This window comes from Brooklawnia sp. (genome assembly GCF_032229645.1).
Taxonomy (GTDB): Bacteria; Actinomycetota; Actinomycetes; order Propionibacteriales; family Propionibacteriaceae; genus Brooklawnia.
Window position 1 is genome coordinate 1 of record NZ_JAVTWX010000138.1, and the last position, 4,382, is coordinate 4,382.

A 4,382-nucleotide genomic window follows, 5' to 3' on the forward strand; every position below is an offset into this window, starting at 1 on the left:
TTCACCGTCGAGTCGCTTGCCGCATACTTCTTGCACGAACTCGTCCACCACTTGCGCGATGTTTCGCACAGGTGACTGAACTCGGTAGCTCTGCTGGGCCTGCCAGGTTCGCGCAGAATGGAGACTGTGCTGACACCAGAACTCGTGTGGACGAGGCAGTCACCGCCACGCTGCTGCCGACGTGCGGATCCAGCGCCTGGTGGAGCGGCATATGCGTTTCAAAGATTCCGAGCCGGAGGCATACCGCCGGGCCACGGTTTCGGACCAGCGAAATGCGGAACTGGTCGAGGCCAACGCATCTGGAGCAGCACTGGTCGTCCGGAATAGCTGAGCCAGCTCGGTAGGTGCCCAACTGCTGCTCAGGCCGCGGGTGTCAACTGGTGGATCCCGCGGCGGGCGAACCATGAGGCGGCAGCATCAAGGCCGGTGGCGTCAGCGTCCAACTCGACGGTCAGCACACTGACAGGAAAGATCTCCATGGTGGTGATCCGCTGAGCAATGAGCCGGTAGCTCACGCCGACTTCGGCAGCGAATTGGGAGAGGGCTCCGCGTCCAGTATCTGCGCCAATGAAAAGAAGATCGAGAGTCATGACTTTGTGCTCCTGGTGTGAAGGGTTGTCGGAAGGGGTACTACCCAGCTCCCGGCCCAGGTGCGTTGTCAGGGCCCTTCGGTCAGATCTGAAGGATCAGGAGCGGGCGCCGCGTAGGCGGCAACACGACTGACAACAGCCCAAGGAGGACATCGATGACGCAGCTGCGGCCACTCCGGCCGACATGCTAACGGTCATCATCATGCGGAGCACTATACATGAGTCGAGCGTCCAAACCCAGATCGGTTCGAGTGCCGGAGGCCTCAATGCGGGGAGGCAGAAATGGCCTGTAGCTGTCTTTCGGCGCGCTCACACGCCGAATCGAGTCAGGGAGTCGGGGGTGGGGCTGTATGCGTCCCGCTGGTCTGACTCGATCGATGGGATCAAGATGGTAAGGTAATCCCATGAAAGCGACCATTGACTCTGGCGGCCGAGTCCTGCTGCCGAAGGGCCTGCGGGATGCTCTCGGGCTGACTCCCGGCTCGACGGTGGAGCTATCGCCATATGGCAGCGGTATCCAGATAATGCCAGGTGGTCGCACCGCCCGGCTGGAACGGGGCGAGGATGGTCGTCTGGTGGCGGCGTCTGAGACCGTTATTACTGACGATGTGATGTTCGCATTGGTCGATTCGGTGCGGCGTTGATGAACGAGCCACGATGGGTGCTCGATGCCAGCGTGGCCGTGCCCCTGCTCGTGGCCTCGCACGAAGCGCACGGAATCGTCTCCTCTTGGGCGCGTGGACGCCTGCTTGGGTTGTGCGGTCATGCGCTCGCAGAGACGTATGCGGTCTTGACGAGGCTGCCCGGGGACGCGCGGGTGAGTCCTGCTGACGCGGTGAGCCTGATCGATGACAACTTTCCGCACCGTCCAATGCTGCCCGAGGCGCTCGCGAGTGAGGTGCACGGCGAGTTGGCCCAGTGCGGTGTCTCGGGTGGAGCGACCTATGACGGGCTTGTCGCATTGACTGCCCGCTCATACAACGCCGTTCTTGTCACCCGTGATGGGCGGGCCAGGCCTACCTACGAAGCGGTTGGTGCGCGGGTGAAAGTGCTGGTCTCAGGCGGTTGATCGCAGCGTGGGGCCGATGCGCGCACGTCGTGCAGCCACACCAGAGGCCAGCACAATCCGGCAGCCATCGGCTGAACGGCCCAGATCACCCCGGCATTCACTGCGCCGACCGTGTCACCGTTCACCGACATCACACCGTCCGATCAGTTCTTCGCCCAGGTGATGTGGCTTCACTCGACCGGGATCTCCACCGGCTGGTCCGATGGTAGTTACCGTCCTGTGACGCCGGTCATGCGTGATGCGATGGCTGCATTCTTGTACCGGCTCAGCGAGATCTGACCGGCGGTTCGCCTCGGTATTGCGCTCGATCGTCGAAGGCTCGGACCCGGCTCCGTTTAGGCTTCGAGCATGCAGCATCGACGAGTAGCGAACAGACCGGTGAACGCGGCCGTCATTGCCGCCCTGATGGTGCTCTTCGCAGCGGGTATCTTCGGTTCTCCGGCACCCGCGCACGCCGATGTGGACGATTTCACCGTCACCAGTTTCCACGCTGACTACGTGCTCGGTCGCGATGCCGAAGGCCGGTCGACCCTTCACACGACCGAAGAGATCGAGGTTCTGTTTCCCGATTTTGACCAAAACCGCGGCATCATCCGCGATCTCCCGCGCGTCTATGACGATCACCCGACTGATCTCGAAGTCATCAGCGTCACCGACCAGACCGGCGCGCCGCGCGAGTTCAGCACCGATAAGTATGGAGACTTCCTGTCGGTCACGATGGCCGTGCCCAAGGGACAATTCGTCCACGGAACTCAGCATTATGTGATCGAGTACACCCAGCGTGACGTCACGCGCTTCTTCGAGGACAGCGATGCCGACGAGTTCTACTGGGACACCAACGGCACCGGCTGGGCGCAGCCGTTTGGGCAGGTCAGCGCGCAGTTGACGCTGACCGATGGACTCGCCGACCAGCTGACCGGCGCGAGCACCTGCTATCTGGGTCGACTTGGATCCAAGCAGCAATGCCCCGGAGGAATCGTCCGCGATGATGACGTTCTCACTGTGGAGGAGCATGACCTCACGCCGGGTGAGAACCTCACGATGGCGGTGGGCTTCGTCCCCGGCACATTCGCGGAGCGCCCCAAGCCGTTCCTCGAGCGCTTCCCTGTCCTTGTGGTCGGCGGCGTGGCGGGACTGGCGGCGTCCTTCGGCCTTTTCATCGCCATGATCAGCCGGCGCCGAGAATCTCGCAGCGACGTCGAGATCGTCCCGCGCTATGACCCTCCGGAGATGATCAGCATGGCCGAGGCCGCCGAGATGCTGGGCGTGACCGACAAGACGATGACCGCGACGCTGCTCGACTTCGCGGTGCGACGCAAACTCATCTTGATGTATGACTCCACGAAGGAAAGGTACGGTATCAAGGCCGTCGACCAGCGATCCCTGCTCCCCGACGAGAAATGGACCTATCGGCGACTATTCGGAGACCTCAAGGCCAAAAGCGATCCGCGCTCTGGTCGGACGACGTGGTTCAGCTCATCGAACACCGACCTCGGCGACACCGCGCGTGCGCTGGTCTCCCGGACGAAGACCGGCGTCAAACAGCAGGGGCTGCTGAAGACGGCACCGAGGTGGGTTACCTGGACGATCGTCGTATCGCTGCTGCTTGGCGCTGTCCTGCTGTGCCTGCAGATAGCTGTGACCGGTGGCGGAGCGCTGGCCATCGGCGGGGGAGTGGTAGCCATCTTCGTGGCGCTCATCGGTATCGTGCTGGCGACGAGCATGCTCAACAAGGCCAGTTGGCCCACCGAACTCGGCAGCGAACTGCTCGATCACCTGAACGGGCTGCGCGCCTACATGCAGCTGGCCGACGCTGATCGTCTGCGCGTCGCGCAGAGTCCGAGCGGTTCCACGGACGTGGCGCAAGGCGTCGCCGATCTCTACGAGCGGTTGCTGCCGTACGCGGTGCTGTTCGGGATCGAGCGCGAATGGCAGGAAGTACTCGAGCGCTACTATGCCGAGTCCCAGCCTGATTGGTTCGAATGGCAAGGCAGACGGACCCACACCTGGTTGCCTCCGATCTACGACTTCGATACCAGGGTTCAGTCCGCACCGGTCACCCCGCCGGCTCCCAGCCTGGGCTCCGGCAGTGGATCGGGCAGTTCGTTCTCATCATTCGGCGGGGGATCGTCCGGCGGTGGGTTCTCCGGTGGTGGCGGAGGCGGCGGCGGGGGTCGGGGGATCTAACCGTCCTGCAATCGCCCCCGCGAAGGGCAGACGTGAGCCTGCGTGCAACGCTCAAACAAACGGCACCGACGAGCCCCTGTCGTCCCTGCGGGATAATGGGCGAGATGCGCAAGGGATGGATGGTGGTCTGGGTGGTGCTGGTCGCCGCCCAGTTCTACCTTCTCTATACCCCTGATGTCGGTGGCGGGCCGGGCTTCTTGGCTCCGCTGTGGGAGCTGCTTCGTCCGCTGCCGGGCCCCACCGCGATGGGTGAGCCCGGTTTCGACAAGATCGTGCACGGCACCTCGTTCGGGCTGGTGGCCCTGACGGGTCTGCTGGCCGGCTGGCCGACTTGGCTGGCCATCGCAATACCCGCAGCTCACGCCCCGGTCTCCGAACTCGTCCAGCTGTTCTGGATCGACGGACGCGCCGGCGACTGGCACGATCTGCTCGCTGATTGGACGGGCATCCTGCTCGCCTGGGCGATCATTGCCGCGTGGAGATCGCGGAAGGTGCGCGGCTCGCACCGCCGGAGGGAACCGCGCAGCATCGTGTAG

Annotated in this window: 6 protein-coding genes; 5 read left to right on the forward strand and 1 reads right to left on the reverse strand. The window is 63.6% G+C overall.

Annotated elements, in window-relative coordinates; translation table 11 throughout:
• Positions 1 to 359 precede the first annotated feature (359 nt).
• Positions 360 to 590: a hypothetical protein gene (locus AAFP05_RS11545; protein ID WP_341730017.1), complete on the reverse strand. Its 231-nt coding sequence runs from the start codon at positions 588 to 590 to the stop codon at positions 360 to 362.
• A gap of 404 nt (positions 591 to 994) precedes the next feature.
• Here AAFP05_RS11545 and AAFP05_RS11550 point away from each other — a divergent pair, with 404 nt between their 5' ends.
• The 5 genes from AAFP05_RS11550 to AAFP05_RS11570 all read left to right on the forward strand — a co-directional run bounded on the left by AAFP05_RS11550 (position 995) and on the right by AAFP05_RS11570 (position 4,382).
• Entirely contained in the window at positions 995 to 1,234 is a 240-nt protein-coding gene (locus tag AAFP05_RS11550) for an AbrB/MazE/SpoVT family DNA-binding domain-containing protein (RefSeq protein WP_341730018.1), read from the forward strand.
• Positions 1,234 to 1,659 (forward strand): type II toxin-antitoxin system VapC family toxin, encoded by a 426-nt coding sequence (locus AAFP05_RS11555; protein ID WP_341730019.1) that lies wholly within the window; start codon positions 1,234 to 1,236, stop codon positions 1,657 to 1,659. The genes AAFP05_RS11550 and AAFP05_RS11555 overlap by 1 nt, the downstream gene beginning before the upstream one ends.
• Positions 1,660 to 1,770: 111 nt before the next feature.
• Complete coding sequence (locus AAFP05_RS11560) at positions 1,771 to 1,938, forward strand: S-layer homology domain-containing protein (protein ID WP_341730020.1); 168 nt, start codon at positions 1,771 to 1,773, stop codon at positions 1,936 to 1,938.
• Positions 1,939 to 2,007: 69 nt separating this feature from the next.
• On the forward strand, positions 2,008 to 3,846 hold the full coding sequence (locus tag AAFP05_RS11565) for a DUF2207 domain-containing protein (protein ID WP_341730021.1): 1,839 nt from the start codon (positions 2,008 to 2,010) through the stop codon (positions 3,844 to 3,846).
• Between the two features lie 104 nt (positions 3,847 to 3,950).
• Positions 3,951 to 4,382, forward strand: coding sequence for a hypothetical protein (locus tag AAFP05_RS11570; protein ID WP_341730022.1), 432 nt, complete (start codon positions 3,951 to 3,953; stop codon positions 4,380 to 4,382).

Coding starts and splice junctions, on each gene's coding strand:
- AAFP05_RS11555 (WP_341730019.1), top strand. CDS start 1,234: ATGAACGAGCCACGATGGGTGCTCGATGCCAGCGTGGCCGTGCCCCTG.
- AAFP05_RS11545 (WP_341730017.1), bottom strand. CDS start 590: ATGACTCTCGATCTTCTTTTCATTGGCGCAGATACTGGACGCGGAGCC.
- AAFP05_RS11565 (WP_341730021.1), top strand. CDS start 2,008: ATGCAGCATCGACGAGTAGCGAACAGACCGGTGAACGCGGCCGTCATT.
- AAFP05_RS11570 (WP_341730022.1), top strand. CDS start 3,951: ATGCGCAAGGGATGGATGGTGGTCTGGGTGGTGCTGGTCGCCGCCCAG.
- AAFP05_RS11550 (WP_341730018.1), top strand. CDS start 995: ATGAAAGCGACCATTGACTCTGGCGGCCGAGTCCTGCTGCCGAAGGGC.